At 70.5% G+C, this 25,599-nt stretch carries 23 protein-coding genes; 10 read left to right on the top strand and 13 right to left on the bottom strand.

Going from position 1 to position 25,599, the window contains the following annotated elements; translation table 11 throughout:
- The first annotated feature begins 80 nt into the window (after positions 1-80).
- The 4 genes from leuC to ACFW0G_RS30960 all read left to right on the top strand — a co-directional run bounded on the left by leuC (position 81) and on the right by ACFW0G_RS30960 (position 6,055).
- On the top strand, positions 81-1,517 hold the full coding sequence (gene leuC, locus ACFW0G_RS30975) for a 3-isopropylmalate dehydratase large subunit (RefSeq protein ID WP_378328970.1): 1,437 nt from the start codon (positions 81-83) through the stop codon (positions 1,515-1,517).
- Positions 1,518-1,546: 29 nt separating this feature from the next.
- Positions 1,547-2,149, top strand: a complete 603-nt coding sequence (leuD, locus tag ACFW0G_RS30970) for a 3-isopropylmalate dehydratase small subunit (RefSeq protein ID WP_378328969.1) — start codon at positions 1,547-1,549, stop codon at positions 2,147-2,149.
- 262 nt (positions 2,150-2,411) lie between these two features.
- On the top strand, positions 2,412-3,077 hold the full coding sequence (locus ACFW0G_RS30965) for an HU family DNA-binding protein (protein WP_378328968.1): 666 nt from the start codon (positions 2,412-2,414) through the stop codon (positions 3,075-3,077).
- A 212-nt stretch (positions 3,078-3,289) separates the two neighbouring features.
- Positions 3,290-6,055 (top strand): BTAD domain-containing putative transcriptional regulator, encoded by a 2,766-nt coding sequence (locus ACFW0G_RS30960; RefSeq protein ID WP_378328967.1) that lies wholly within the window; start codon positions 3,290-3,292, stop codon positions 6,053-6,055.
- 100 nt (positions 6,056-6,155) lie between these two features.
- Here the strand turns inward: ACFW0G_RS30960 and ACFW0G_RS30955 are convergent, their stop codons facing one another.
- From ACFW0G_RS30955 to cofC, 3 genes are all read right to left on the bottom strand, one after another.
- Positions 6,156-7,109, bottom strand: coding sequence for an NUDIX domain-containing protein (locus ACFW0G_RS30955; RefSeq protein ID WP_378328966.1), 954 nt, complete (start codon positions 7,107-7,109; stop codon positions 6,156-6,158).
- On the bottom strand, positions 7,106-9,589 hold the full coding sequence (locus ACFW0G_RS30950) for an RNA degradosome polyphosphate kinase (RefSeq protein ID WP_378328965.1): 2,484 nt from the start codon (positions 9,587-9,589) through the stop codon (positions 7,106-7,108). Before ACFW0G_RS30950 ends, ACFW0G_RS30955 begins: the two co-directional genes overlap by 4 nt.
- A 64-nt stretch (positions 9,590-9,653) precedes the next feature.
- The gene (gene cofC / locus ACFW0G_RS30945; RefSeq protein WP_378328964.1) at positions 9,654-10,286 is read right to left on the bottom strand and encodes a 2-phospho-L-lactate guanylyltransferase; all 633 of its coding nucleotides are present in this window, start codon (positions 10,284-10,286) and stop codon (positions 9,654-9,656) included.
- Between the two features lie 119 nt (positions 10,287-10,405).
- Here cofC and ACFW0G_RS30940 point away from each other — a divergent pair, with 119 nt between their 5' ends.
- The 3 genes from ACFW0G_RS30940 (at position 10,406) to ACFW0G_RS30930 (ending at position 13,567) form a co-directional block, all read left to right on the top strand.
- Complete coding sequence (locus tag ACFW0G_RS30940) at positions 10,406-11,134, top strand: lysophospholipid acyltransferase family protein (protein ID WP_378328963.1); 729 nt, start codon at positions 10,406-10,408, stop codon at positions 11,132-11,134.
- Positions 11,134-12,144, top strand: coding sequence for an NAD(P)H-dependent glycerol-3-phosphate dehydrogenase (locus ACFW0G_RS30935; RefSeq protein ID WP_378328962.1), 1,011 nt, complete (start codon positions 11,134-11,136; stop codon positions 12,142-12,144). Before ACFW0G_RS30940 ends, ACFW0G_RS30935 begins: the two co-directional genes overlap by 1 nt.
- A gap of 943 nt (positions 12,145-13,087) precedes the next feature.
- Positions 13,088-13,567: a cysteine dioxygenase gene (locus tag ACFW0G_RS30930; RefSeq protein WP_378328961.1), complete on the top strand. Its 480-nt coding sequence runs from the start codon at positions 13,088-13,090 to the stop codon at positions 13,565-13,567.
- Here the strand turns inward: ACFW0G_RS30930 and ACFW0G_RS30925 are convergent.
- From ACFW0G_RS30925 to ACFW0G_RS30900, 6 genes are all read right to left on the bottom strand, one after another.
- A complete protein-coding gene (locus ACFW0G_RS30925; protein ID WP_378328960.1) occupies positions 13,564-14,562 on the bottom strand; it encodes an asparaginase in 999 nt (332 codons plus the stop codon). The genes ACFW0G_RS30930 and ACFW0G_RS30925 overlap by 4 nt on opposite strands.
- 58 nt (positions 14,563-14,620) lie before the next feature.
- A complete protein-coding gene (locus ACFW0G_RS30920) occupies positions 14,621-15,442 on the bottom strand; it encodes a class I SAM-dependent methyltransferase (protein ID WP_378328959.1) in 822 nt (273 codons plus the stop codon).
- Positions 15,439-15,831, bottom strand: coding sequence for a VOC family protein (locus ACFW0G_RS30915; protein WP_378328958.1), 393 nt, complete (start codon positions 15,829-15,831; stop codon positions 15,439-15,441). The genes ACFW0G_RS30920 and ACFW0G_RS30915 overlap by 4 nt, the downstream gene beginning before the upstream one ends.
- 93 nt (positions 15,832-15,924) lie before the next feature.
- Positions 15,925-16,662, bottom strand: coding sequence for an FAD:protein FMN transferase (locus ACFW0G_RS30910; RefSeq protein WP_378328957.1), 738 nt, complete (start codon positions 16,660-16,662; stop codon positions 15,925-15,927).
- A gap of 2 nt (positions 16,663-16,664) precedes the next feature.
- Positions 16,665-17,063, bottom strand: a complete 399-nt coding sequence (locus ACFW0G_RS30905; protein ID WP_378328956.1) for an FMN-binding protein — start codon at positions 17,061-17,063, stop codon at positions 16,665-16,667.
- A gap of 9 nt (positions 17,064-17,072) precedes the next feature.
- The gene (locus tag ACFW0G_RS30900) at positions 17,073-18,413 is read right to left on the bottom strand and encodes a ferric reductase-like transmembrane domain-containing protein (RefSeq protein WP_378328983.1); all 1,341 of its coding nucleotides are present in this window, start codon (positions 18,411-18,413) and stop codon (positions 17,073-17,075) included.
- A 146-nt stretch (positions 18,414-18,559) separates the two neighbouring features.
- Between ACFW0G_RS30900 and ACFW0G_RS30895 the strand changes: the two genes are divergently transcribed.
- Positions 18,560-19,264, top strand: coding sequence for a response regulator transcription factor (locus tag ACFW0G_RS30895; RefSeq protein ID WP_378328955.1), 705 nt, complete (start codon positions 18,560-18,562; stop codon positions 19,262-19,264).
- Positions 19,265-19,269: 5 nt separating this feature from the next.
- Positions 19,270-20,685: a sensor histidine kinase gene (locus tag ACFW0G_RS30890; protein ID WP_378328982.1), complete on the top strand. Its 1,416-nt coding sequence runs from the start codon at positions 19,270-19,272 to the stop codon at positions 20,683-20,685.
- A 69-nt stretch (positions 20,686-20,754) separates the two neighbouring features.
- Here the strand turns inward: ACFW0G_RS30890 and ACFW0G_RS30885 are convergent, their stop codons facing one another.
- Positions 20,755-21,414 (bottom strand): pyridoxamine 5'-phosphate oxidase family protein, encoded by a 660-nt coding sequence (locus tag ACFW0G_RS30885; protein WP_378328954.1) that lies wholly within the window; start codon positions 21,412-21,414, stop codon positions 20,755-20,757.
- A gap of 81 nt (positions 21,415-21,495) precedes the next feature.
- Here ACFW0G_RS30885 and ACFW0G_RS30880 point away from each other — a divergent pair, with 81 nt between their 5' ends.
- Entirely contained in the window at positions 21,496-22,869 is a 1,374-nt protein-coding gene (locus ACFW0G_RS30880) for a PLP-dependent aminotransferase family protein (RefSeq protein ID WP_378328953.1), read from the top strand.
- A 92-nt stretch (positions 22,870-22,961) separates the two neighbouring features.
- Here the strand turns inward: ACFW0G_RS30880 and ACFW0G_RS30875 are convergent, their stop codons facing one another.
- From ACFW0G_RS30875 to ACFW0G_RS30865, 3 genes are all read right to left on the bottom strand, one after another.
- Complete coding sequence (locus ACFW0G_RS30875) at positions 22,962-23,528, bottom strand: hypothetical protein (protein ID WP_378328952.1); 567 nt, start codon at positions 23,526-23,528, stop codon at positions 22,962-22,964.
- Between the two features lie 68 nt (positions 23,529-23,596).
- Complete coding sequence (locus ACFW0G_RS30870) at positions 23,597-25,204, bottom strand: alpha/beta hydrolase (protein WP_378328951.1); 1,608 nt, start codon at positions 25,202-25,204, stop codon at positions 23,597-23,599.
- Positions 25,204-25,524, bottom strand: coding sequence for a hypothetical protein (locus ACFW0G_RS30865; RefSeq protein WP_378328950.1), 321 nt, complete (start codon positions 25,522-25,524; stop codon positions 25,204-25,206). Before ACFW0G_RS30865 ends, ACFW0G_RS30870 begins: the two co-directional genes overlap by 1 nt.
- Between the last annotated feature and the right edge of the window lie 75 nt (positions 25,525-25,599).

Genomic DNA, 25,599 nt, shown 5'->3' with positions numbered 1-25,599 from the left:
GCGCCCGCCCGCGGCTTCGCACCGCCCGCGCCCGTTGCCCGAGTTCCGCGTTCGCGACATTCCCGTGGAAGGAGCCGGAGATGACCAGCCCGACCGGTAAGGCCCGCACACTGGCGGAAAAGGTGTGGGAGAGCCACCTCGTGCGCCGAGGTGAAGGCGCCGAACCGGATCTGCTCTACATCGACCTCCACCTGCTGCACGAAGTGACCAGCCCGCAGGCGTTCGACGGACTCCGGCTGGCCGGGCGGAAACTGCGCCGCCCCGACCTGACGATCGCGACCGAGGACCACAACGTCCCGACCGTGGACATCGAGCTGCCCATCGCCGATCCGGTCTCGCGCACCCAGGTCGACACCCTTCGCCGCAACTGCAAGGAGTTCGGTGTCCGGCTGCACCCCATGGGCGACGCCGAGCAGGGCATCGTGCACGTCATCGGCCCGCAGCTCGGGCTCACCCAGCCCGGGATGACCGTGGTGTGCGGCGACAGTCACACCTCCACGCACGGCGCGTTCGGCGCGATGGCCTTCGGTATCGGCACTTCCGAGGTCGAGCACGTGATGGCGACGCAGACGCTGCCGCTGCGTCCATTCAAGACGATGGCGATCACGGTCGACGGCGAACTGCGGCCCGGCGTCACGGCGAAGGACATCATCCTCGCGGTGATCGCCAAGATCGGCACCGGCGGCGGGCAGGGCTACGTCCTGGAGTACCGCGGCAAGGCCATCGAGGCGTTGTCGATGGAGGCGCGGATGACCATCTGCAACATGTCCATCGAGGCGGGCGCGCGTGCCGGACTGATCGCTCCGGATGAGACCACGTTCGCGTACCTGAAGGATCGTCCGCACGCGCCGAAGGGCGCCGACTGGGACGCCGCGGTCGCGAACTGGCGCGAGCTGCGCACCGACGACGGCGCCGAGTTCGACGCCGAGGTGCGGCTCGACGCGAGCGAGCTGACGCCGTTCGTCACGTGGGGAACCAACCCCGGACAGGGTCTCCCGCTGGGCGCCGAGGTGCCCGACCCGGAGCGGATCGGCGACGAGAACGAGCGCATCGCCGCAGAGAAGGCGCTGTCCTATATGGACCTGAAGCCGGGCACGCCGCTGCGGGAGATCGCGGTGGACACCGTCTTCCTCGGCTCGTGCACCAACGGCCGGATCGAGGACCTGCGGGCCGCCGCGGAGGTCCTGCGGGGCCGCAAGGTGGCCGATTCGGTGCGGATGCTCGTGGTGCCGGGGTCGATGCGAGTGCGCAAGGCCGCCGAAGCCGAAGGCCTGGACGAGATCTTCACCGCCGCCGGCGCGGAATGGCGCCAGGCGGGCTGTTCGATGTGCCTCGGCATGAACCCGGACCAGCTCGCGCCGGGCGAGCGCAGCGCGTCGACCTCCAACCGCAACTTCGAGGGCAGGCAGGGCAAGGGCGGCCGGACACACCTGGTGTCGCCGCTCGTGGCGGCCGCGACCGCCGTGCGGGGCACGTTGTCGTCCCCGGAAGACCTGCTCGCCACCGCCGGCCGCTGAGTCCGCACCGAGACCCGAAGGAGACATCGATGGAACCGTTCACCCAGCACACCGGGGTCGGCGTGCCGCTGCGCAGGTCCAACGTGGACACTGACCAGATCATCCCGGCGGTGTACCTGAAGCGCGTCAGCCGGACCGGCTTCGAGGACGGGCTGTTCGCCGCCTGGCGCTCGGACGAGCAGTTCATCCTCAACCAGGAGCCCTTCAAACAGGGCAGTGTTCTGGTGGCCGGGCCGGACTTCGGCACCGGCTCCTCCCGCGAGCACGCCGTGTGGGCCTTGATGGACTACGGCTTCCGGGTGGTCGTCTCCGCCCGCTTCGCCGACATCTTCCGCGGCAACTCGGGCAAGCAGGGCCTGGTGGCCGCGCAGTGCGCGCAGTCGGACGTCGAGCTGCTGTGGAAGCTGCTGGAGAACGAACCGGGCACGGAGGTCACGGTCGACCTCGAGACCAAGACCGTGCGGGCGAAGGACTTCGTCGCGCCCTTCCAGATCGACGACTACACCCGCTGGCGGTTGCTCGAGGGGCTCGATGACATCGCTCTCACCCTCCGACACGCTGACGAGATCGACAAGTTCGAGGCCGATCGGCCTTCCTGGAAGCCGGTGACCACCCCGAGCGCCGCCTCCTAGCCCGGCTCCAGGGTGCGGATTCCCTTGCTGAGCAGGGAATTCGTGCCCCGGAGCCGGGGCGGGAGAACACCTCGAAACCACGCCAGACGGCGGCCGCGCAGGCCCGGAAGAGGCCCCGAGGGGGTCCCTCAAGAGGCGGAACCACGTCCGATACAAGGAAAATTTCCGCGTGCCGTTTGGAATTTGTGCTGCATTAGTAATACCGTGTGCGCAAGTCGGCCGACGTGGCCGTGGACGAAGTAGTTCTTCTTGGAGGACTGGAATGGCCAACAAGGCCCAGCTGATCGAGGCGCTGTCGGAGCGCCTGGGCGACAAGAAGGTCGCATCGGAGGCCGTCGACGGCCTCGTCGACATCATCATCCGGACGGTCAACAAGGGCGAGAAGGTGAACATCACCGGCTTCGGTGTGTTCGAGAAGCGCGCCCGTGCCGCCCGCACCGCGCGCAACCCGCGCACCGGTGAGACCGTGCGCGTCAAGAAGACCAACGTGCCCGCCTTCCGTGCCGGCACGACCTTCAAGGACGTCATCAGTGGCGCCAAGAAGCTGGCGAAGGCCACCCCGGTGAAGCGCGCTTCCGCGAGCACCGCACGGGCGACCACCAGCACCCGCGCCACCACGACGCGCACCGCCGCGTCGCGCACGGCCGCCACCCGGCCGACCTCGACCCGCAGCACCACCACGCGGGCGAAGGCCGCCACCACCAAGGCCGCTGCCGCCAAGGCGGCGCCGAAGACGGCGGCCAAGGCCACCACGCGGGCGAAGGCGACCGCCACCAAGGCGGCGCCGAAGACCGCCGCGAAGGCGACCACGACGCGGGCGAAGGCCGCCGCGAAGCCGGCCGCCAAGGCCGCGCCGAAGGCGTCCGCCGCGAAGAAGACCGCTGCGAAGGCTCCGGCCAAGCGCACCTCGGCGGCCAAGAAGAAGTAGCCACCGCGCGACTTCTCGGCAGGGCCCCACGCGATCCGCGTGGGGCCCTGCCGCACGTTCGGGGCCGGGTGCCCTTGGCATTTCCGCGAATGCGCTTGAGCACCCGTCCGAGTGATGCGACGCTGCCAGCCAGGCAGGCGCGGCGATCGCGGTGCCGCAGGCGAAGGGCGACCACCATCGATATCCGGCTCCTCGGTCCGTTTCAGACGCTGGTGGACGGTTCGCCGGTCGTCGTCACCAGTTCCCGCCAGCGTGCGCTGCTGGCCACGCTCGCGCTCAGCGCGGGACGGCTCGTGTCCATCGAGACGCTCGCCCGCGGGGTGTGGGGAGAGGCACCGCCCGAACGGATCCGGGGCAGCCTCCAAACGTACGTCATGCGGCTGAGGCGGCTGTACGGCGAGGAAACCGTAGCCACCGAACCGGACGGCTACCGCCTGGTCATCGAGCCGGAGCACGTCGACGCGCTGCGATTTCTCGAGCTGGTCGACGTCGCGATGGAAACCGCCGAACCGGATAGCCGTCGCGTGATCCTCACCGCCGCACTCGCATTGTGGCGCGGCGCGCCACTCGAAGGCGCGGGCTCCCCGGCATTGGCGGCGGAATGGGCGCCGTTGTTGACCGAACGCTATTTGTTCGCGGTCGAGCAGCGCATCGATCTCGACTCGGGGCTGGTTCCCGACGCGCGGCTCGTCGCCGAGCTGACCGAACTGGTGGCTCAGCATCCGCTTCGGGAATCGTTGTGGGAGCGGCTGGTCCGGGTGCTCGCGCGGTCGGGGCGGCGGGCCGAGGCGCTCGCCCGCTACGCCGGGCTGCGGGAACTGCTGGCCGAGGAACTCGGCGTCGAGCCGGGGGAGGAGCTGCGGCGGCTGCACGCCGAGGTGCTCGCGGCGGACGAGGCCTCCTTGCCGGGTAACGAATCCGGCAGGCCCCGGCACGGGGGTGTGCCCCGCCAGCTCCCGTTCGACGTCGCCAGCTTCACCGGCCGCGACGCCGAACTCGCCGTGCTGGACGGCTTCCTCGGCGCGGCGTCCGGGGAGAGCTGCATCGTGGTCATCGAGGGCACCGCCGGGGTCGGCAAGACTTCGCTCGCGGTGCACTGGTCGCATCGCGTCGCCGACCGGTTCCCCGGCGGCCAGCTGTTCCTCGACCTGCGCGGACATTCCGCCGAGACGCCGGTCACGCTCCAGGCGGCGCTCGCCGGGTTCCTGCGCGCGGTGGGCGTTTCGCCGGAGTCCCTACCCTCCACAGTGGAGGAACGATCGGCCCTGCTGCGCAGCAGGCTGGCGGGGAGCCGTACCCTGCTGCTGCTCGACAACGCGCGGGACGCCGAGCAGGTCCGGCCGCTGCTGCCGGGGCCGGGCAACCTGGTCGTGGTGACGAGCCGGAACCAGTTGCGGGGTCTGGTCGCCCGCGAGGGCGCGCGGCGGATCGCCTTGGGCTCCTTCGATCATCGGGACACCGTGGCGTTGCTGGCGGGCAGCGTCGGGCGGGCGCGGCTGGACGCCGAACCCGACGCCGTCGCCGAACTCGCCGAACTGTGCGGCGGGCTCCCGCTCGCGCTGGCGCTGGCCGGCGAACGCGCGTCCCGGTTCTCCGGGGTGTCGCTGGCGGGGATCGTCGACGAGTTGCGGGATCAGCGTCTGCGGCTGGACGCGCTGCGCGACCCTCGGGACGCCGGGACCGATCTGCGTGCCGCGTTCTCCTGGTCGTACAAGGCGTTGCGCCCGGCGGCCGCGCGGCTGTTCCGGCTGCTGGGCCTGCATCCCGGGGTCACCGTCAGCCTGCACTCGGCGGCCGCGCTCGCCGGCACCGGGCTGTCCGAGACCCGCGCGCTGATCGATCAGCTCGCCGCGGCGCATCTGCTCAACCAGCCGCGGATCGACCGCTATCAGTTCCACGATCTGCTCCGGGTGTACGCGGCCGAACTCGTCGAAGCCGAAACCCCCGAAGCGGAGCGGGTCTCCGCGTTGCGGCGGCTGGCCGACTGGTATCTCGCGACGGTCGCCGAGGCGAACGAACTCGTGCGTCCCGATCTGCTCACCGAGGACATCGAGCTGGAACCCGTCGGCGGCGAGGGCGTCGGCTTCGTCGACCACGAGGACACGATCGCCTGGTACACCGCGGAACGACCGGCGCTCGTCGCGCTGGTCGACGTCGCCGCCCGGCACGGCTGGGCGGCCCGCGCCTGGAAACTCGCCTGGCTGCTGCGGGGATTCTTCGCCGAACGGCACGACCGCGAGGAGTGGATCGCCACCGGGCAGACCTCGGTCGCCGCCGCGCGGGCCGCGAAAGACCGCCTGGGACTGCAGTACGCGGCCAACAATCTCGGGTCGGCCTATCTCCGTGTGCTGCAGGCCGACAAGGCGCTGGAGGCGCTCGAGGAGGGCAAGAAGGCGTCGGAGGAAACGGGCGGGAGCGCGCTGACCGTCGCGATCCTGTCCAATCTCTCGGGCGCCTACTTCATCCGCTCCGAATTCGCCGACGCCGAGCAGTACGCGCTCGAAGCGGTCCGGCTCGCCCGCGAACGCGGCCAGCGCACTTTCGTCTCACACGCGCTGCTCAATGTCAGCGCGGCCCGGATCGGCCTCGGCGACTTCGACAACGCGGCCGAAGCGGCGATGGCGGCGTTCGACGCCTTCACCGAGCTGAGCGATCGGTACCACGCCGCGCTGTCGCTGGGAAACGCGGCCGAGGCGCTGGAAGGCGCGGGCCGTCGTGCCGAGGCCGAACAACACGGCCTGCGGGCACTCGCCGAACTGCGGGATCTCAACGCCGACTACGGCACGATCGACGTCCTGATCACCCTCGGCAGGCTCCGGCGCGGCACCGGACGGGACCGCGAGGCCGGACTTCATTGGGCCGAGGCGTTGGCTGTCTGCCAACGCCTCGGCGATCCCCGTGCCGGGGACCTCGAAGCACTGTTGGCGACACTGCCAGCAGCCGACCGGCCAGCACCCCGCGATGCGCCGTACCCCTAGCCCGGCGCAGCACACAGCCCTGCCCGGCTCCCAGTACAGCAGCCACCACTGTCATAACTCTGTCGCGCGGAGGCCGGGGTGCTGAAGGCGAGCCGGGGCGTCAGTGCGCGGTGGGGGCGGGAACCGGGAGTGCGCCGGGGAAGTAGTCGGCCGCCATGAGCTTCGGGCCGTGGTCACCGTTGGGCGGCAGGAAGGACAGCACCCAGAACGAGCCCTTCTTGCTGGGCACCACACCCCCTCGCGACGCCGACAGCTCGACGCCGTCGCGGTCGGCCAGCGCGCTCACGATGTCCGGGATCACCCCGCCCTGGCTGCAGATCAACGGCGTCCCGCCGTCGCCCGCGATCGCCAGCAGCCGCGCGACGCCGAGGACCGGATCGGGCCAGTAGCCCTCCTCCGACAGCAACGGCTCGTGCCGGACCTCCGTGCCGAGATCCTCCGCGATCCCGTGCACCGTCTGCACGCACCGCAGCCGTGGCGCGGAAAGCACCCGGTCCGGCCGGTAGAACGCGAGCAGTTCTCGCAGTGCCTGCGCCTGCCGCTGGCCCGCGTCCGACAGCGGACGGAGATCGTCGTCGCCGTTCCAGTCCTCGCGCTTACCCGCCTTGGCGTGCCGGGCGAGGAGCACCGTCGTCAGTTCCGCCGGCAGGGCGCAGAAGTCCCGCAGCACCCGGACGTCGGTGTCGCGGGTGAGCAGCTTCTCGGCGGCCTCGAAGCCGAGCCAGCGCAACTCGTCGACCTCTTCGTTCGGCGTGAAGCCACCGGAAACCGCTTCCGCGCTGAAGTAGTCGACGGTCTTGGGCACGGTGCCGGACCCGTTCCGCGACGGCACCTCGTAGCCGATCTTGGTCAGGTACCGGCCGAGCACCGCGTGGAACCCGGTTTCCTCGTGGATCTCCCGCACCGCCGCGGCCGCGAGGGTTTCGCCCCGGTCGAGTTTTCCCTTGGGCAGCGACCAGTCGTCGTACCGCGGCCGGTGCACGAGCGCGACCTTGATCCCGTCCCCGGTGCGGCGCCACAGCACCGCACCCGAGGCGCGTACCTCCGCGGTCATCCAGCCGCTCCGTGCCGTTTCGCCAGTTCCGTCTGATGGTCGCGCACCTGGGAGCCGTCCGTCGGGAACGGCGTCCACTCACCCGTGGAGGTGAGTACCCAGCACCGGGTCTGGAGGTCGAGCGCGGAGGTGAAGATGTCGTCCAGCTGCCGGGTCAGCTTGGGATCCTTGACCCGCACGAGTGCCTCGATGCGGCGATCCAGGTTGCGGTGCATCATGTCCGCGCTGCCGATCCAATGCGTCCCGCCCGCGCGGAAGTGGAAGATCCGCGAGTGTTCCAGGAAGCGGCCGAGGATCGAGCGCACGTGGATGTTCTCCGACAGTCCTTCGACGCCGGGCTTGAGCGCGCAGATCCCGCGCACGACGACGTCGACCGGGACCCCGGCCTGTGACGCGTGGTAGAGCGCGTCGATGACCTGCTCGTCGACCAGCGAGTTGCACTTGATCCGGATCCCGGCCCGCTGGCCGGCGCGGGCGAGTTCGATCTCCTCGCCGATCGCGCGCACGATGCCGCGGCGGATGCCGTGCGGTGACGTGAGAATCGTGCGGTAGGTGTCCTGGCGCGAGTAGCCGGTGAGCACGTTGAACAGGTCGGTGATGTCCGCGCCGATGCTCGGGTCCGCGGTCAGCAGGCCGAGATCCTCGTACAGCCGGGCGGTCTTCGGGTTGTAGTTGCCGGTGCCGATGTGGCAGTAGCGGCGGATGGTCGAACCCTCCTGGCGCACCACCATCGACACCTTGCAGTGCGTCTTGAGGCCCACCAGCCCGTACACCACGTGCACGCCGGCGCGTTCCAGCGTGCGGGCCCAGGTGATGTTGGCCTGCTCGTCGAACCGCGCCTTGATCTCGACCAGCGCGACGACCTGCTTGCCCGCCTCGGCGGCGTCGATCAGCGCGTCGACAATCGGCGAATCACCAGAGGTGCGGTACAGCGTCTGCTTGATCGCGAGCACCTTCGAGTCCGCGGCGGCCTGTTCGATGAACCGCTGCACGCTCGTGGAGAAGGAGTCGTAGGGGTGATGCACCAGGACGTCGCCTTCTCGCAGCGTCGCGAACACACTCTTCGGCGTCTCCCGCTCGCCGAACGCCGGATGCGTCGCGGGCACGAACGGCCGGTCCTTGAGCTCCTTGCGGTCCACACCGGACAGCTGGTGCAGGCAGGTCAGGTCCAGCAGCCCCGGCACCTCGACGACGTCGGCCGGGTCGACCTCCAGCTCGCGCAGCAGCAGTTCGAGCATGTGCTCGCTCATGTCCTGCGCGACCTCGAGCCGCACCGGCGGCCCGAACCGCCGTTGCGCGAGTTCGCGTTCGAGCGCCTGCAGGAGATCCTCGTCGCGGTCCTCTTCGACCTCGAAGTCGGCGTTGCGGGTGACGCGGAAGACGTGGTGCTCGGTGACCTCCATGCCGGTGAACAGCTCGCCGAGATGCGCCGCGATGAGTTCCTCCAGCGGGAGGAACGTCGCGGTGCGGGTCTCGCGCCGGGTCTCGACGCGGATCAGCCGCGGCACGTTGCTCGGCACCTTGACCCTGGCGAAGCGTTCCGTGCCGCCCTCCGGGTCGCGCACGGTCACCGCGAGGTTCAGCGACAGCCCGGAGATGTAGGGGAACGGGTGCGCCGGGTCGACGGCGAGCGGGGTGAGCACCGGGAAGATCTGCTCGCTGAAGTAGTTCGACAGGCGCAGCTGGTCCGCGCCCTCCAGATCCGCCCAGCCGACGAAGTGGATGTCCTCGGCCGCCAGTTGCGGGCGCAGGTGCAGTTCGAACGCGCCGGTGTGCCGCTCGACCAGGTCCTGGTTGCGCTTGGCGATGTAGGCCAGCTGCTCGCGCGGGGTGAGCCCGTCCGCGCTGCGCACCGGCAGGCCGGTCTCGTCGCGCCGCTTCAGGCCCGCGACCCGCACCATGTAGAACTCGTCCAGATTGGACGCGAAGATCGCCAGGAACTTCGCCCGCTCCAGCAGCGGCTGCGATTCGTCCTCGGCCAGCGCGAGCACCCGCGCGTTGAAGTCCTGCCACGACAGCTCGCGGTTGAAGTACCGGTCGTCGGGCAGCGTTTCGACGGCGGTCGGCGCGGTGACGGCGGGCGGCGCGGACGGAATCGCGCGGAACTCCTCCACCGGCCGGGTGGCCGCGGACGGCCCGGCGGGGGCGGCGCTGCTGCGGGCCGTCGTGGTCGTCTTCCTGGCCCGGCTCGTTCCCGGCTTGGCCGCGGCGGCGCGGGCGGCGGTGGTGCGCGCGCTCGGTTTCGGCGTCGCGGCCTTGGTGTTCCCGTTGGTGTTCTTCTTCGCGGCGGTGTTCTTCGCGGCCGCGGGTTTCGCGGGGGCCGCCTTGCCCGCCGCCGATTTCGCCGCGGGTTTCGCGGCGCTCGTGCGGGTCGCGCGTTTCGCGGAGGCGCTCGTGCGGGTCTCGCTCCCGTCCGCGGGAGCCTTCGCCGCGGGAGTCCTGCGCCGGGGCGTGGCGGGGGTGGTGCCGTCTGTGCTCACGGCCCCATTCTTCACTACGGCGCGCCCGAATGCGCAGGCAGCGATGAAGGTCCGGTGAACATCATTACCCAAGCGAAATACACGGCTCGCCGAGCAAAGCGGCCGTGTGTTTCCCGACACCCAGCGAGCACGCGTGCTCGAGATCGGCGGGCGTGTCGACGTCGCTGCGCAAGGACGTCACGGGCGCGGTGAGCGAAATCGCGCCGCTGTGGGCGTGCGCCCGCGCGGAACCGGTGCCGAACCGCGGGCCGAGCGCTCCGCCGGGCGCGGAGAGCAGAAGCGTCGTGCCGGTTCCCTGGCGGTCCGCGACGAACGCGCGCCGTCCGGCCGCTTCGGCGAGCGCGGTGGTCAGGTCTTCGGCGCGCAGCGCGGGGAGATCCGCCTGCATGGCGCCGATCACCGCGGCCGGATCATCGGCGCGCAGCACGCTTTCCCCGTGGCGCAGTGCCGCGTTCAACCCGCCGTCGCTGGGCTCGGCGACGATCTCGACGCCCAGCTCGGCGAGCTCGGCGACCGTCGCGGGTTCGGCGGCGACCAGCAGGACACGGCGTACGCGCGCGGCCGAGGTCACCGCGGCCAGGGTGTCGGCGGCCAGCGCCAGCACCAGCTCGGCGTGCCGCTCGGCGGCCGTCGCGCCGCGCAGCCGCGACTTGCCGAGGCTGGGGCGTTTCATCGGCACGATCAGGTCCACGTCCACTCCCTCATCTTTACCCGAAACCGGCAGGGGCGGGTGTGAGTGCACCCTCCCTGGACTGCGTGAACCGGGGCGGGGGAGGATCTCCTCCAGCCGGGAACACGCACGTCGGAGGAGGAGAATTGGCCGGGCGGGACTGGGCGGTACGAGAAAAGGGCGGCATCTGGGTGGCGCTGGCCGCCATCGTGTTCTATCCGCTGGTCGCCATCGGCCGCCGGGTCTACGTCGGCGCGGAGAAGGTGCCGAGGAAGGGGCCCGCGCTCCTGGTGCTCAACCACATCTCCCACCTGGACCCGGTGGTGGACGCGGTGTTCGTGCACCGGCAGAAGCGGGTACCGCGGTTCCTGGGCAAGGAGAGCCTGACCAGGACGCCGATCTTCGGGAAGATCTTCGTCGGGTCCGGGCAGATCCCGGTCGCGCGCGGGTCGGTGGCGGCCGGCGACAGCCTGAAGGCCGCGCACCAGGCGCTGGCCGAGGGCAAGGTCGTCGTCATCTACCCGGAGGGCACCATCACCAAGGACCCGGCCGGGTGGCCGAAGGAGTCGTTCACCGGGGCCGCGCGGCTCGCGCTGCAGAACGACGTCCCGGTGATCCCGATCGCGCGCTGGGGCACGCACGAGATCTTCAACGGCTACACGAAGAAGTTCACGCCGTTCCCGCGCAAGACGGTGACGCACCTGGTCGGGGACCCGCTGGACCTCTCGCCCTACCGGGGCGGGAACCCGCGCAGCGCGTCGCTGCTCAAGGAGGTGACCGCGGTGATGATGGACGAGGTCACCCGGCTGCTGGCCGAGATCCGCCAGGAGGAGCCGCCGGTCAAGAAGAACACCGAGCCCGGGGGCAAGAACTGATGGACGTTCAGCGGGTCACCGTGCTCGGGGCGGGTTCTTGGGGGACGACGTTCGCCAAGGTCCTCGGTGACGCGGGCCGCGACGTGACGATGTGGGCGCGCCGCGAAGAGGTCGCCGCGGAGATCCGGGACCGGCACACGAACGGGTCGTACCTGCCCTCGGTGGCGTTGCCCGAGTGCGTGACCGCGACCTCGGACGCGGCGGCGGCGCTGGACGGCGCGCAGGCCGTTGTGCTGGCGGTGCCGAGCCAGAGCCTGCGTGCGAACCTCTCGGTGTGGCGTGAGCTGTTGCCCGCCGACGCGATCCTGGTGAGCCTGGCCAAGGGTGTCGAACTGGGCACGCTCAAGCGGATGAGCGAGGTCATCGCCGAAATCGCGCGTGTCGGCGTCGGCGAGATCGTCGTGGTGTCGGGCCCGAACCTGGCCAGGGAGATCGCCGCGGCGCAGCCCTCGGCGGCGGTGGTGGCGTGCCCCGACCACGAGCGGGCCGTCGCGATCCAGCGGGCCTGCTCCAACCGGTATTTCCGGCCGTACACCAACACCGACGTCGTCGGCTGCGAACTGGGCGGCGCCTGCAAGAACGTCATCGCGCTGAGCTGCGGTATGGCCGCGGGCCTCGGCCTCGGCACGAACACGATGGCGACGCTGATCACCCGCGGCCTGGCGGAAATGGCGCGTCTCGGCGCGAAACTGGGCGCCGACCCGCTGACCTTCGCCGGCCTCGCCGGTGTCGGCGACCTCGTGGCGACCTGCTCGTCCCCGCTTTCGCGCAACCGCACCTTCGGCGAACGCCTCGGCCGCGGCGAAACCCTGGAACAGGCGCAGGCCGCGGCGGGCGGCCAGGTCGCCGAAGGCGTCATGTCCTGCTCGTCGATCCGTGCGCTGGCGCAGAGCCTCGGCGTCGACATGCCCATCACCGACGCCATGCACCGCGTCTGCCACGAAGGCGTCGACCCCCGCCAAGCCGGCACCGAACTCCTGGGCCGCTCCCAGAAACACGAGTGGTACTGACCCCCTCGCCACTCCTGGGCCCCTGCGCTCCGGCGGTCCCGTTCCCCTAGGCATCCCCCACCCTCCCTGGGGGACGACCCCGCAGCAATCGTACCGCCGGGGGCCGACGGGACCGGGGCGAAACGGTGGGTTGTCCACAGGGGGTGAGGGGTGTGGGCAAGTGGAGAAGTGCTGGTGGGGGCCGGGTTCGGGAGTGCGGTTGGTGTCTTGAGGGCGTCGCTGGGGAAGTGGTCGTCCCGGGGCTGAGGATTCTGGGTGCGCGTGGTCCGCGGGTCTGGTTGGGGGATGCGCGATGTCCCGAACGCGTCGCTGGGGACGTTGATCGTCGCGAACGCTCCGTTCGGGACGTGGGTGGTGGTGGGGTGTCGCGGACGCGCCGTTCGGGACGTGGACGGTGCTGGGATGTCGCGAACGCTCCGTTCGGGACGTGGGTGGTGGTGGGGTGTCGCGAACGCTCCATTCGGGACGTGGACGGTGCTGGGATGCCGCGAACGCTCCGTTCGCGACGTGGAACGGTGCCGCACTGTCCCGAACGCGCCGTTCGGGACGCTCAACGTCCGCAATGGGACATTCGCGGCATCGCGCCGGTGTGCCGAGGGACGCCCTGAGTGCGCTCGACGCACCGAAGGCGTCCCTCGGTGCAGCCAACGCACCAAAGGGGTCGCACCCCACCCCCACCGCGCCAAGCCGAGACCCGGCCCACAATCCACATGAGCCCCGCCAACCCCACCAGTCACCAAGAAATGTGTCCAGCATCCGAGACGGGTTGACCGGGGCGTCCGGCGCTGCTGAGATATCCGGCATGTTCGTGCGTCGTATGGCCGAGTCGCAGGGGTCGCCGACCCCGCGCCCCATGCTGCCCGCCGCGAACATGTCGTGTCCGTGTTGTCGGTGAACCCCAGCCCCGGCCCGTAGACACCCATCTCTTCCTCTGAGGACTCCCATGTTCGCCGTTCCGGACAACACGCTGCTGCGTCCCGAAAACCCCGCCCTGCGCCACCCCGTGCGGGTCGCGCTGGAGTACGCCGCCGACCGCGATCGCTGGCGCCACCTCCTGCGCTACGACCCCGACCAGCGGTTTTCCACCCTCGTCGACCGCGACGAGCGGCAGGAGATCTGGCTGATGAGCTGGCTGCCCGGCCAGCAGACCGACCTGCACGACCACGCGTTCTCGACCGGCGCGTTCACCGTGGTCAGCGGCAAGCTGCACGAGACCGTCGCCCGGCGCGCCCCCGGCGGTCGTGCGGTGACCGAGCTGCACGCGCTGACGGCGGGGCAGTCCCGGGTGTTCGGCCCCGGCTACGTGCACCAGGTGCGCAACGAGGGCGAAGACCCGGCGATCAGCATCCACGTCTACCGCGACGGCGGCCGCGAGATGCGGCCCTACCACCACGACCTGCTCAACGGCCCAGTCCAGGACTAGAGATCGCCGCGCAGCCGGAACTGACGCTCGATCTCCGCACGATCGGCGCCGACGGCGAGCAGCGTGTGCAGCAGTACCCGTGACTTGCGCGGGCACAGCCAGCCCGCCATCGTCGCGCCCATCGCGATCAGGCTCGACTCCGAACCGCGAAACCCATACGTGGCACGGAAAGTCGTGCCCGCGCCGGTGCGCGACGCGATCACCACCGGGAGATCGGGCAGCACCCGCTCGATGACGTCCGCGAGCCCGGTCGACACGTGCCCGACACCGCTCGCCGCGATCACGACGCCCTTCGCGCCCGCCTTGACCACGGTGTCGAGCAGCTCACCGGTGTCCGCGAGCCCGGCCTCCAGCACCGGCACGAGCCCCGCGTAGGAAACCGCGTCGAGTGCGGGAACTCGCGGCGCGGACGGGTGGAAGTAGTGCACGGCGCCCTCGGCGATCAGCGCGAGCGGGCCCGCGGGGGCCGAGGAGAACGCTTCCACGTGGCTCGAATGCGTCTTGCGCACCCAGCGCGCCTCGTGGACGTCGTCGTTGAACGCCACCAGCGAGCCGCGGTGACGGCTGCGCGGGTCGGCCGCGACGGTCAGCGCTGCCAGGAGGTTCGCCGGACCGTCCGCGCTGGGCAGGCTCGGGTTGCGCATCGCGCCGGTGATCACCACGGGGGCGTCGTACGGCCAGGTCACCTCGAAGAAATACGCCGTCTCCTCCAACGTGTCGGTGCCCTGGACGACGACGAGCCCGGCCGCGCCGTCCTCGACCTGCTGGGCACCCCACGCCCGCGTACGCAGCAGCGTCGCGAAGTCCATCGACGCGCTGGAGAGCCCCGCGAGCGTCTCCGCGCGGACGTCCATGGGCAGGTCGGCGCCGATCTCGCCGAGCAGGTCGGCGGCGCCGAGCCGGGGGACGACGCCGTCCTCCCCGGCGGCTCGCGCCATGGAAATGGTGCCGCCCAGAGCGGCGACGGCGACAACGGGACGATCGGAACTGGGCATACCGAGCACCTTAGGAACAGCGGCCGCCACGCGAAAGGATCTTTCGGCGCGTCCGTTTTCAGCCGGTTTTCCGGGCATCCAGCGTGAAACTCGCGGCGAGGCGGCGCGGCTCGTCGCGCATTCGCCATTCACTGTCGTTCTCTCGCACCATCTGACCGGGCAGCGCGCACCACGGAGCGCTGTCGTATTCGGTGAACGCCGTCAGCGTGAGCCCGTTGTCCAGCAACGCGGTGATGATTTCGCCCAGCCCGTGATTCCACGAGTGCGTGACGCCGTTGGACAGCCGCGCGTCGGTCTCCACATAGGTTTCCGTCTCGTCGAAGACCAGCGGCTCGGCGTGCTCGAAGTACGGGTAGCGGGGCCACGCGGGGTCGGCCGTTTCGTCCAGCGTCATCAGCATCGGGTGGGCTTCGCGGAGGAACAGACGCCCGCCAGGACGCAGCAATCCGGCCACGATCCGGCCCCAGTGCGCGATGTCCGGCAGCCAGCACAACGCGCCGACACCGGTGTACACGAGGTCGAACGCCTCGGCACCGAACACGTCGAGCGCGTCGTAGACGGGCGCCTCGTGGTACTCGATCGCGGTCCCGGTCCGCGCGGCGAGTTCGCGTGCTTCGGCCAGCGACGCGGGGGAGAAGTCGAGACCGCTCATCCGCGCGCCGAGCCGGGACAGGGAAAGGGTGTCGGTGCCGATATGACACTGCAGGTGCACGCCGCGGACCCCGGAGAGATCACCGAGCCGTGAGCGATCGAACCGCACGACGTCGCTGAGGTGGGCGGGATCCGCGACGAACCGCTCGACGCCGTAGTCCTCCGACTTCGCGTGCATCGGCGCGCGTTCGTCCCAGTTCGCGCGGTTGACCGCCAGGTAGTCCGTCACGACTGCGTGGGTCCTTCCGCGACCTCGGCCAGGCTGCGCAGCACGCAGAACTCGTTGCCTTCGGGGTCGGCGAGCACGGCCCAGCCGGTGCCGTCGGGATTTCGCTTGTCCGACACCAGGGTCGCGCCGATGCCCAGCAGCCGCTCGACCTCGGCGTCGCGAGGTCCTTCGTCGGGACGCAGGCACACATGCACGCGGTTCTTGACCGACTTCCCTTCGGGCACTTGGCAGAACACGAGGTCGACCCCCGAGGACAAGGACACCAGCGCTTCGGGGTCGCCGGGCCGGTCCTCGCCGGAGACCGGGCGGCCGGTGACCTTGCTCCAGAACTGGGCGAGCGCGCACGCGTCGGCACAGTCGAAGGCCACGTTCTGCACGAAGGACGTCATGGAACTCCCCGGGCCGGAAACGGACGGACGCCGCGAGTGTGCCCGATTCGTCCGGCCGCGCGCGATCCTTTTATGTGAACGGCGCGCGGGTGTTCAGGCCAGGGCGAGCCCGGGGGAGCGGTGTACCCGGCGGCCTTCGTCCACGATGAACACGTGACAGCCCGGCCGGTCGGCGGCCCAGGCGATACCGTCGGTGCCCATCGCGAACGCCGCCGTCGCGAGCGCGTCGGCGGTCACCAGGTCCGCGGCCACCACGGTGACGCTGAGCAGCCCGGTGGCAGGGCGGCCGCTGCGGCCGTCGAGGATGTGCTCTCCCCGTTCGTAGGCGGCCGAGGTCGCGACGGCGCCGCCGCGTGAGGCGACCACGGCGCACACGGCGCCGGGCGCGTCGGGATGGCGGATGCCGACCCGCCATGGCCGTCCCGGCTCGGGTTCGCCGGACGTGACCACGTCGCCACCGGCGTTGAGGCAGAACGTTTCCGCCCCGAACGCACGCAGGATGTCCGCGGCGCGCTGCACCGCCCAGCCCTTCACCACCGCGCACGGATCGAGCGAGCGCCCCGGCAGCCGCGCGGAGAACGCGCCGCCGGAGAGCCGCTCGTAGTAGGCACAGAGTTCCAGCACTTCGAGCATGTCGCCGCTCAGGTCCGTTGTGGACAGTTCGCCCCGGTCGTAACGGCAGACCTCGCTGCCGGGCTTGAACGGGCTGAACCGGTCGTCGACGTCGTGCAGCCAGGCGTAGGCCTTCTCGATCGCGGCGGAGAAGTCGCCGGGGTCCCGCAGATCGAGCGAGACGGGCAGGCCCATCACCTGTTCGACGCAGATGGCCATCGCTATCCCCTGGCGTCCAGCGCCGCCTGCAGCGACCTGATGTACGACTCGCTGGTCATGGTCGCCCCGGACACCGTGTCGATGTCCGCGCTCTGCGCCCGCAGTGCTTCCTCACGCAGCAAGGGGATCGCGCGCTGACCGCGACGGCTGTCGGGCTCCTGCGCGAGCTGGACGTCGGTGATCCGCTTGCCGGAGAAGGTGACCCGCACCTGTACGGTGCCGTATTCGCTGCTCTCGGCGGAGCCCTCGGCAGTGGCCGATCCCGAAGCGGACGAGCCGTTCGATGAGGCCGATGTGGACGGTGCGACCGGCGCGGTAGTGCCCATGGGCGAAGGTTCGAACCGCCAGACCGCGATGAACCCGGCGATCGACAGCGCCACCACGAAAATGGTCTTCTTCACGGCTCTTCCTCACGCGGCCAGGCTGAAACGTTCGGCGTGCACCTGGGTGACGGGCACCCGCAGCCGGCGAAGGCCGCGCAGCACCGCCGAGGTCATCCCCGGTGGTCCGCACACGAACACGTCCCGCTCCAGCACGTCGGGGACCAGCGCGCGCAGGCTCTCCGCGCTCAGCAGTGGCCCGTGTGGACCCTCCGCAGTGGACGGTCCACTGAGGACGTGGATCACCGCGCCGCGGGCTTTGGCGAGGGCTCGCAGCTCCGGCAGCAGCACCGCGTCCTGTGGCGTACGCACCCGGTACAGCACCACGACGTGCCCGGCGATGTCCTCCAGCAGCGCGCGGATCGGGGTGATCCCGACGCCGCCCGCGACGAGCAGCGCGTTCGGTCGCTGCTGGTGGATCGTGGTGAACGCGCCGTAGGGTCCTTCGGCGAACACCCGCGTGCCGACCCGCAGCGAGCGCAGCGCGGCACTGGATTCGCCGACCGCTTTCGCCGTCAGCCGCAGCGTCCGCCCGTCCGGCGCGGCCGAGAGCGAGAACGGGTTGGCCTGCCACCAGCGATCGCGCGTCAGGAACCGCCACAGGAAGAACTGCCCGGCCCGCGCGGGAAGGCGGTCGAGGTGCTTTCCGGTCAGGTACACCGAAACGACGTCCGGTGACTCGGGCACGACCGCGGTCACCCGCAGCCGGTGCCGCAGATTCCGCCACAGCGGGAGCAGGAGACGTCCGGCGAGCACCGCCGTTCCGGCGCCGAGCCAGAGCGTCCACCAATAGGCCTTCGCGAGCGCCGAACCGGTGAACGACTGTCCGATCGCGACCTGATGCGTGAAGGCCAGTAACACCGCCGCGTAGGTATAGAGGTGAACGAAATGCCAGGTCTCATACGACATCCGCCGCCGGGCGAACCGCGCGGAGACCGCGCCGACGACGAGGATCAGCGCGAACGCCACGATCGCGCGCAGCACGCCCTCCATCGTGTTCGCGAGCTCGACGAGCTGATCGGCGGGGCCGTGCTGTTCGAGCGCCGCGTACCCGAAGACGATGAACACGAGATGCGCGACGAGCAGCCACAACACGCCGAACCCGGTCCAGCGGTGCAAAGAGGTGAGCCGGTCCATCCCGAGCCTGCGGTCCAGCCAGGGCAGCCGGGCGACGAGCAGCAGCTGGCACGCGATCGCCAGCGCGGCGTACAACCCGGTCAGCCTGCCGATGCCGATCACCACGCTGTCGGACGCCCCGCCCGCGGCGAACAAGGCGGTGACGGCGACGACGTTGGCGCCGAGGAACGCGAGCAGCCCGGCCTTCGCGGCGACCCGCGGGCGGATCGGCGTCCGGACTGGTACGGCCGTCATGCTGCTCACACGGATGCTCCTTCTCCTCGGTTCACGCAGGCCAGCCTCACCCCGCAACCTGTGGATGATCTGGGGAAAACCTGTCGGCTTCCTGTCGGCCGGGGTCTTGTGTCGCTTGTGAGCCGCCCGTCACGGAGGATGGAGACGTGACAGAAGAGAGCCCGGTGCGCCTGCTCGTCGTCGACGACGAGCCGCACATCGCCGACCTGGTCGCGACCGTGGCCCGCTACGAAGGCTGGCAGGCCGTGACGGCCGGGTCCGGGCAGGACGCGCTCGCGAAGGCCGCCGCGTTCGGCCCGGACATCGTCGTGCTCGACCTGATGCTGCCCGACTTCGACGGCTTCGCCGTGCTGGACCGGCTGCGCGAGAACGGCGACGCGGTCCCGGTGGTGTTCCTCACCGCGAAGGACGCCACCGCCGACCGGATCGCGGGCCTGACCCGCGGCGGCGACGACTACCTCGTCAAGCCGTTCTCGGTGGAGGAGCTGATGGCGCGGCTGCGCGCGGTGCTGCGCCGAAGCACCGGTGCCGTTCAAGCGCCGCGCACCGCCGTGCTGCGGGTCGGCGATCTCACCCTCGACGAGGACACGCGGGAAGTCCGGCGCGGCGACCGGCCCGCCGACCTGACACCGACCGAGTACGAACTGTTGCGGTACCTCATGCGCCGCTCGCCGACGGTACTGACGAAGGCCCAGATCCTCGACCACGTCTGGGAGTACGACTTCGGCGGACGGTCCAATGTGGTCGAACTCGTCATTTCGCACCTGCGCCGCAAGATCGACGCCGACGCCGAACCGCTGATCCACACCGTGCGCGGTGTCGGTTATGTGGTGCGTGAAGGAAGCAAGTGAACTGGATGCGGCGGTGGTATTCCGCGTGGCGCCGTTCGCGGCTGGGCACGCGGCTCGCGCTCGGCCTCGGCGCGCTGGCACTGGTGGTGTTCGCGGTGGTCGGCACGGTGACGGTCGGGATCATGCACGGCTATCTCGGCAGGCGGCTCGACGAGCAGCTCACCAAGAGCCAGGTGAGCCAGGTCCCGCAGCTGCGCGACGTCCACAACGCCCCGGAGTCCGCGTATTCGTGGTATTCGGCGGTGTACGACGTCCGTGACGGGGTCGCCACCCCGCGCCAGGGAAGCAGGTTGCCTGCGGACAGCAAGCCGTTGACGCGCGTCGTCGAGGAGACCGGCGCCGGCGAGTTGCTGCGGACGGTTTCCTTGCGTGGCCAGGGCGATTACCGGGTGCGGACCTGCCAGGTCGATCCCGGGGTCGTGCTGGTGAGCGCGGCGCCGCAGGACGATCTCGACCGGACGGTCCGGCAGCTGGTGATGGTCGAGGTCGTGGCGTTCCTGCTCGCGCTCGCGGTGCTCGTGGCCCTCGGACGGCTCGTGCTGCACCGCGGGCTCCGGCCCCTGTCCACGATGGCGGGCACGGCGCACGACATCGCTTCGCACGATCTCACCGCGAACGCCGACATCCCGGTGCGCGCCACCGGGGACGGGGGCGGCGCCGAGGTGCAGGAGCTACGGACGGCGTTCAACAAAATGCTCGCGCACATCGATTCCTCGCTCGCCGCGCGCACCGAGGCCAACGAGCGGCTGCGCCGGTTCGTCGCCGACGCCTCGCACGAACTCCGCACCCCGCTGACGTCCATTCGCGGCTACTCGGAGCTTTTCCGTTACGCGGCGGCGAACGAGCCCGCCGAACGCGAGGCGCATCTGGCGAAGATCCGTGAGGAGACGGCCAGGATGAGCGTGCTCGTCGACGACCTGTTGCTGCTCGCCCGGCTCGACGCGCGCGACGCCGAGGCACCCGTGCGCCCGGAACGCGTCGAGCTGGCGGACCTGGTGAACGCCGCCGCGGACGCGTTCCGCGCCGGACGGCCCGACCATCCGCTGACTGTCGACTTCGGACAGTCCAGCGTCACGCTCGACGCGGATCCCGTGCGGCTGCGGCAGGTCCTCGACAACCTGCTGGCCAACACCGCGGTGCACACCCCCAGTGGGACACCTGTCACGCTGGCTGTCGCGGTGGACCGCGACGAGGTCGTCATCCAAGTCATCGACGCCGGCCCGGGGATCGCGCCCGAAGACCGGGAAAAGATCTTCGACCGCTTCTACCGCGTCGACACTTCTCGCACGCGGCAAGCGGGCGGGACCGGCCTCGGGCTCTCGGTGGTCCAGTCGCTGGTCGCCGCGCACGGCGGCACGGTCGGCGTCACCAGCGAGCCGGGCCGCACGGTGTTCACGGTCCGGTTGCCCCGAGCGAGCTGAAGGGGACCTTCCTCTCACCGGACGCGCTGAAGGGCGCTTTCGTCGCATGCCATGCGACGAAAGTCCCCTTCAGCCCACGCGGGTCGTGACGTGCTCGGGGACCGGGAAATCGGCGGCCAGATCGGCCGACGGCTCCGGCTCGCCGAAGACGGTGCGGACCGGCAGCACGCCAGCCCACGCCTTGTTCGCCACGATGTCCTCGTCGGCGTCCGCCGGGCCTTCGGCGCGCATCTTCACCGAGGCCTCGGTGAGGTCGAGCGCGAGCACGGACACCGCCGCGAACTCCTTGGCGTTGACGTCGCGCGCGTGCTCCCACGAACCGGGGGCGAGGTGGTCGGTCAGCACCTTGAGGCCGTGCATCTTCGCGTCGGGCTCCAGCACCGGCGTCGCGGTGCCGAGGATCACCGCGCTGCGGTAGTTCATCGAATGGTCGTTGACCGATCGCGAGTACACGATCCCGTCGAGCAGGGTCACCGTCACGCACACCTCGACGCCCGCGGCGGTGCGCAGGCTGCTCGCGCCGGTGGAACCGTGCAGGTAGAGCGTGTCGCCGTCGCGTCCGTAGCCCGTCGGAAGGACCAGCGGCGTACCGTCACGGACGACGCCGAGGTGACAGATCAGCCCGGCGTCGAGCACCGAGTACAGCGTTTCCCGGTCGGTGGTGCCGCGGTGCTTTTTGCGGCCGAGCGTGGTGCGGGGAGTGGACGAGAGCGGGGTCGAGCTGGTCATGAGACCAGTCTCTCGTCCCGAGTGGCCCTGTCAAATGTCCACTTCTCGTTATGATTGAGAGGTCCACTTCGGGAGGTCATCGTGTCCCACGCCGACACCGCGCTGCCGGTCAGCCTGGACCGTGACGCGCCGACACCGCTCGCGGTGCAATTGGCCGACGCGCTGCGTCACGCGGCCGCGAGCGGGCATCTGCGCGGCGGCGACCGGCTGCCGTCGACCCGCGCGCTCGCCGAACGGCTCGGTGTGAGCCGCACCGTCACGTCCGCGGCCTACGAGCAATTACACGCCGAGGGCTGGATCGCGGGCAAGCACGGATCGGGCACCTACGTCACCACGCCGCCGAGTCACACCGTCGCCGACCGGCCGTCCGGTGCTCCCGTCCCGGCGCCCGAGGCGGAGTCGTCGTCGCTGCTGGATCTCAGCCCGGGAACGCCGTGGGCCGACGGACTGGACCGCGCCGCTTGGCGCCGGGCGTGGCGCGCGGCGGCCGATCCGGCGCCGCTGATCCGCGCGCACCGGGCCGGGCTGCCCGACTACCGGACCGCGGTCACCGAGCACCTGCTGAGGCATCGCGGGCTCGCGGCCGGTGCGGTGCTCGCCACCGGCGGGACGACGGCCGCCGTCGTCGAACTCGCCGTCGCGGTGCTGAAACGCGGCGATCTCGTGGCCGTCGAAGAGCCGGGGTACCAGCGCGCGGTGCAGGCGTTCCGGCTGGCGGGGCTTTCGGTGGTCGGGGTACCGGTGGACAGCGAGGGCCTGCGCCCGGACGCCGTGCCGATCGGGGCGCGCGCGGTGTTCTGCTCGCCGGCGCACCAGTACCCGATGGGCAGCCGGATGAGCGCCGCGCGCCGTGTCGAACTGGTCGAACGCGCGCGGGCGGGCGGAATGCTCATCATCGAGGACGACTACGACGGCGAGCTGCGCTTCGACGTCGCCCCGCTCCCGCTGCTGGCCGCGCTCGCCCCGGACGTCGTGGCACATCTGGGAACCACGAGCAAAATCCTGACGCCGACCCTGGGCGCGGGCTGGATGGTCGCCCCCGCGGAGGTGGCCGAAGCCGTGCTGGACTACCGCGAACTCACCGGCACCCGCCCCTCACCCGCCGGGCAACGCGTCGTCGTCGAGCTGGCCCGCCACGGTGATCTGGGGCGTCACCTGCGAAAACTGCGTCGGGAACTGGCCGACCGCCGGTCACTGCTGGCGAACGCGCTGAGCGGCGCGGACATCCCGGTGCAGGGCGACGACGCTGGTGCCCACTTGGTGGTGCCGTTCGAGTCTGCCGCGGAGGAATCCTCGCGGCTGGCGGATGCCGAGCGCCGTGGTGTCCGGTTCGACGGCCTGTCTCGCCATTTCACCGGCACGCCTACGGCATACGGCGCCGCGATCGGCTATGCGGGTTGTACGCGGGAAGCCCTGGTCAGCGCCCTGCCGACGCTGGTCTCCCTGCTGCGCTGAAGGACGCCTTCAGTGCGCTGGCCGCAGTGAAGGAGGCCTTCATAGCATCGAGCGCACTGAAAGCGTCCTTCAGCACCCGGCCCGGCGGACGGTCAGTAGTGCTGCTCGTCGGTCCAATCCGTCTGCTCGAAATCCTCGACGTACTCGTCGAGAGCCGGACGTCGAGTGCGCGGCTTGGCCTTGGCGGGTGCGCAATCCGAGGCCGCCGGCGGGGAGGCTTCCGCGGTTTCCGGCGAGTTGCCCTGCGCCTGAGGCGCTGGGGTGCCGTTGGGCCACACACAGGTGGACGTGGCACCGAGATACAGCTTGCCCAGATCATTGGCTTCGATCGACATGTCGAACGCATCGGTGTTGTTGCGCGCGAACACATACTGGTCTTTGGGCCGATGGTCGGCGAGTACCGTGAAGTCGTGCGCTTTCCACCATTCGACCACTGAGTTGAATACCTCGGGGAACCGCGCGTGATCGATGCCGAGGATTTCGTAGGTCGTGGAGATCTCGAATCGTCCGCGAGGCCCCTTATCGCTGGGATCGGCGCATTCCGAGCGATTCTGCCAGTTCAGTTTGCGTTGTGCTGCCGCGGGTAATGCGGATGACGTCGCATTGATGTACTGTTCGACGCGCTCTTGGGCTTGCTGCTCGGTCATCGTCGGCTTCATGTCTTCTCCGGAGGAACATGCTGCGAGCAAGAACAGGGTGGCGGTGACGGGTAGGGACTTCGCGTGCTTCATCGAGCAGGTTTCCCCGCGATGATCAAACCGATGTTTCGCAGCGAGGGGTTGCGGTCTTCCCAGTATTCGCTGTGGGCTTGTTCGCTGTAGCCGCCCAGATACGCGGGTCCGGCGGTCCCGGGAGCCGACGTGAAGGTCTGGCCGCCGAAGGCTTTCGCCGTCGGATCGGGGCCGAGAAACCGGTCCTCACCGGGACCCGCGCCGTCGGACAGTTCGAAGTTCGCCGTGTTGATGATGTCGTGCTGGGCCACCGTCGCATGGACATGCTGACCGATGTCCGCCTGCGCCACACCGGCGAGGTGCAGATCGCTCGCGTGGTCCACGCCGACGCCGGGACTCGCGACGAACACCAGTTCGTCGGCGTTCAAACCGCCGTTGTGCGCGGCGAGGCCGACCACCGTCGTGCCGTAGCTGTGGCCGAGCACCGTGCTGTGCGCGGGAGGTCCCTGATGCGTCGCCCGCATTCCCTCCTCGAATCCCTGCAACGAGGTGGTCGCGTTCTCCGCGTAGCTGCTGCCGATCGCGTCCCCCAAACCGTTCGGCGCGTCGTAGCCGAGCCAGGTGACCACCGCGGTGGACGGTGACCCCGAGACCTCGGCGGCGTGCAGCATTTTGTCGGAGCGGCCCAGGTCGGTCCCGATGTTCGCCAGATCGGAGCCGGTGCCGGGGACGTAGGTGGCGACGTTCGCCGCGGTGTCCGGATTGCCCGACGCCACGATCACCTTGCCGTCCCCGCTGGTGTCCAGGCCCATGAGGAACGCCTGCTGTTGCCCGGCGCCGGGCTGCCGAAGGCGCTTGTCGATCTCCAGAAGACCGCGCAACTTGCCTTGTCCCTCAGGGGAGGGGTCGCTTCGAAAGCGGTCGATCTCGCGTTTCAAGACCGCGCGGTTCGCGGCGTCGCGGTCCACCACGGGGATGCCGTCGAGATTGCGGATCAGGTCCGGGTTGTCGCGCAGGATCGTGCCCTTCGCGGTGTCGGAAAGGCTGTCCCACCAGGCTTTCACCTCGCCAGGCCTGGCATGCTCCGGCGGCCCGATGACGGACAGGCCGCCTTGCCCGGCGCCGACCTCGGCGGCCTGGGCCAGGGTGCCGACGCCCTGGTCGGTGATCTCGCCGCGCATCGCGCGCAGCAGCACGGCGGCGAAGTCCGCGTCGACGTCGGCGGCGTGGCGCAGGATCTGCTCGACGCGGTCCGCCAGCTCCGCCCGCACCCGCGCCTGTGCCGCCGCGACGTCCGGCGATAGGGGACCGGTGTGCGGCACCAGGACGATCACGCCGTCGGTGCCGATGGTCAGGCCGTTGCGGGCGGCGAGTTCGTCGGTTTCCCGGACGTACGCGGTGATCCGGTCCAGCGCGACCTGCACCTCGTGCGCCGCGCTTCGCACGGCGGACGCCTCGGCGACCCGCTGCTCAAGGCCGGAAACCAGCGAGCCGCCGCGGGTCCTGGCCGCGACCGCGGCGTCGCCGCTCCAGCCGTCCAGTTTCACGACCGCGTGAAGATCCTCGTTGACGCCGACCAGCGTGGTGCAGCGCTGCCCCAGCGCGTCCGCGACTTCGCCGACGGCGCCGGGTTCCCAGCGCCGGACATCGCCCCAGGTGACCATCAGACCGGCCGCCTTCCTCCGGCCACCGGCACGGCTCGCAGGTCCCGTGTCGCGGCGGCGTCGTCGGCGAGGTAGCGGCGGGCCGCGTCCGCCAGTTGTTCGCCGTACGCCTCCACGTTCTTCACCCAGCTGGGCAGCTCCCGGCCCCACCGGTCGGCCAGCAATCGTGCGGCCTCCGCCGACGCACCGCCCGGCAGGCCGCGGCCGACGCTCGCGAGCGCGCCCGCCAGGTCCACCGGCCGCACGCCGTCGACGGTTCGCTTCGCCGCTCGCGCCGCTGTTTCGATCGCTTCGACCACCACCGCGTACCCGTCGCTCATCGAATCCCTCCCGTGCGTAACGGCCCGATCACTGTATGACGTATCGGACGGCCGTGCCGTTCCTGGCGCAACGGA

The organism is Amycolatopsis sp. NPDC058986 (genome assembly GCF_042741125.1).
In the GTDB taxonomy this organism is placed as follows: Bacteria; Actinomycetota; Actinomycetes; order Mycobacteriales; family Pseudonocardiaceae; genus Amycolatopsis.
Note: the sequence above shows the minus strand (reverse complement) of the source record. Positions and strands in the feature narration are given on the sequence as shown.

Excerpts from the sequence above, each read along its gene's own strand:
- leuC (WP_378328970.1), top strand. The coding sequence starts at position 81 with ATGACCAGCCCGACCGGTAAGGCCCGCACACTGGCGGAAAAGGTGTGG.
- leuD (WP_378328969.1), top strand. The coding sequence starts at position 1,547 with ATGGAACCGTTCACCCAGCACACCGGGGTCGGCGTGCCGCTGCGCAGG.
- ACFW0G_RS30965 (WP_378328968.1), top strand. The coding sequence starts at position 2,412 with ATGGCCAACAAGGCCCAGCTGATCGAGGCGCTGTCGGAGCGCCTGGGC.
- ACFW0G_RS30955 (WP_378328966.1), bottom strand. The coding sequence starts at position 7,109 with ATGACCGCGGAGGTACGCGCCTCGGGTGCGGTGCTGTGGCGCCGCACC.
- ACFW0G_RS30935 (WP_378328962.1), top strand. The coding sequence starts at position 11,134 with ATGGACGTTCAGCGGGTCACCGTGCTCGGGGCGGGTTCTTGGGGGACG.
- ACFW0G_RS30930 (WP_378328961.1), top strand. The coding sequence starts at position 13,088 with ATGTTCGCCGTTCCGGACAACACGCTGCTGCGTCCCGAAAACCCCGCC.
- ACFW0G_RS30925 (WP_378328960.1), bottom strand. The coding sequence starts at position 14,562 with ATGCCCAGTTCCGATCGTCCCGTTGTCGCCGTCGCCGCTCTGGGCGGC.
- ACFW0G_RS30915 (WP_378328958.1), bottom strand. The coding sequence starts at position 15,831 with ATGACGTCCTTCGTGCAGAACGTGGCCTTCGACTGTGCCGACGCGTGC.
- ACFW0G_RS30910 (WP_378328957.1), bottom strand. The coding sequence starts at position 16,662 with ATGGCCATCTGCGTCGAACAGGTGATGGGCCTGCCCGTCTCGCTCGAT.
- ACFW0G_RS30900 (WP_378328983.1), bottom strand. The coding sequence starts at position 18,413 with ATGACGGCCGTACCAGTCCGGACGCCGATCCGCCCGCGGGTCGCCGCG.
- ACFW0G_RS30890 (WP_378328982.1), top strand. The coding sequence starts at position 19,270 with ATGCGGCGGTGGTATTCCGCGTGGCGCCGTTCGCGGCTGGGCACGCGG.
- ACFW0G_RS30885 (WP_378328954.1), bottom strand. The coding sequence starts at position 21,414 with ATGACCAGCTCGACCCCGCTCTCGTCCACTCCCCGCACCACGCTCGGC.
- ACFW0G_RS30875 (WP_378328952.1), bottom strand. The coding sequence starts at position 23,528 with ATGAAGCCGACGATGACCGAGCAGCAAGCCCAAGAGCGCGTCGAACAG.
- ACFW0G_RS30870 (WP_378328951.1), bottom strand. The coding sequence starts at position 25,204 with ATGGTCACCTGGGGCGATGTCCGGCGCTGGGAACCCGGCGCCGTCGGC.
- ACFW0G_RS30865 (WP_378328950.1), bottom strand. The coding sequence starts at position 25,524 with ATGAGCGACGGGTACGCGGTGGTGGTCGAAGCGATCGAAACAGCGGCG.